The 826-nt window shown below is 70.9% G+C and carries 1 protein-coding gene and 1 pseudogene; both read left to right on the top strand.

Annotation, left to right across the window (positions count from 1 at the left end; translation table 11 throughout):
• A pseudogene (locus HYE82_RS36880) lies at positions 1-371 on the top strand (hypothetical protein); the annotation flags it as partial.
• 273 nt (positions 372-644) lie between these two features.
• The coding region (locus tag HYE82_RS36875; protein ID WP_218783466.1) for a hypothetical protein at positions 645-826 on the top strand (182 nt) is incomplete at its 3' end.

The raw sequence follows: 826 nt of genomic DNA, 5'->3' as shown, positions 1-826 counted from the left end.
TCGTGGGCGGCGGTATCGCCCTCCCCGCCACCGCGATGGCCGCCCCGGTCAGCGCCCCCCAGCAGGCCGTGTCCGTCCTCCCGGCCGACAGCGCCGACGGCATCGGCACCAGCGGCGACGCGACCGCAGACAACACCACCGTCGGCGGCGAGGCCACCAGCGGCACCGCCAACTCCGGCGTCGCCGACTGCGACGGCGCCTGCGACATCGACACCGGCAACGCCACCAGCGGCGACGCCAGCGCCGACGCCGTCAACACCGGCGACGCCACCGCGGTGACCGGCGACGCCACCGGCACCGGCGGCACCGTCTCCAAGCAGGAGATCAAGCAGCAGCTGAAGGAACAGCTGAAGGCCAAGCTCGGCAAGTGACACCCGACCCACCCCGCAGACAGCCCCCCGGGAACACCCCCGGGGGGCTGCTCGGCATGCCCGAACGACATTCCACAGACCGCACTACCAAAATCAACCACAGCAGTCAAGACACGTAATCAAGTGGCGTGACGCATCCCCGCCCGTCGGGTTTATTGGAAGTACGCCCTCACCGGGAACTCCCGGAGGACCCGGAACCGGAAATGGAAAACCCGGCCGATTCTGCGGGGCGCCACACAAACCCCCCTTTCCCTTACCGAGTGGAGAATTCCGATGTTCGAGCGTTCTTGGACCCGTCGCATCGTCCTGGCCGGCGCCTCCGCGGCCCTCGTGGGCGGCGGTATCGCCCTCCCCGCCACCGCGATGGCCGCCCCGGTCAGCGCCCCCCAGCAGGCCGTCTCCGTCCTCCCGGCCGACAGCGCCGACGGCATCGGCACCAGCGGCGACGCGACCGC

This window comes from Streptomyces sp. BR123, from assembly GCF_013401435.1.
GTDB lineage: Bacteria > Actinomycetota > Actinomycetes > Streptomycetales > Streptomycetaceae > Streptomyces.
This window is presented reverse-complemented; position numbering and strand designations above follow the sequence as displayed.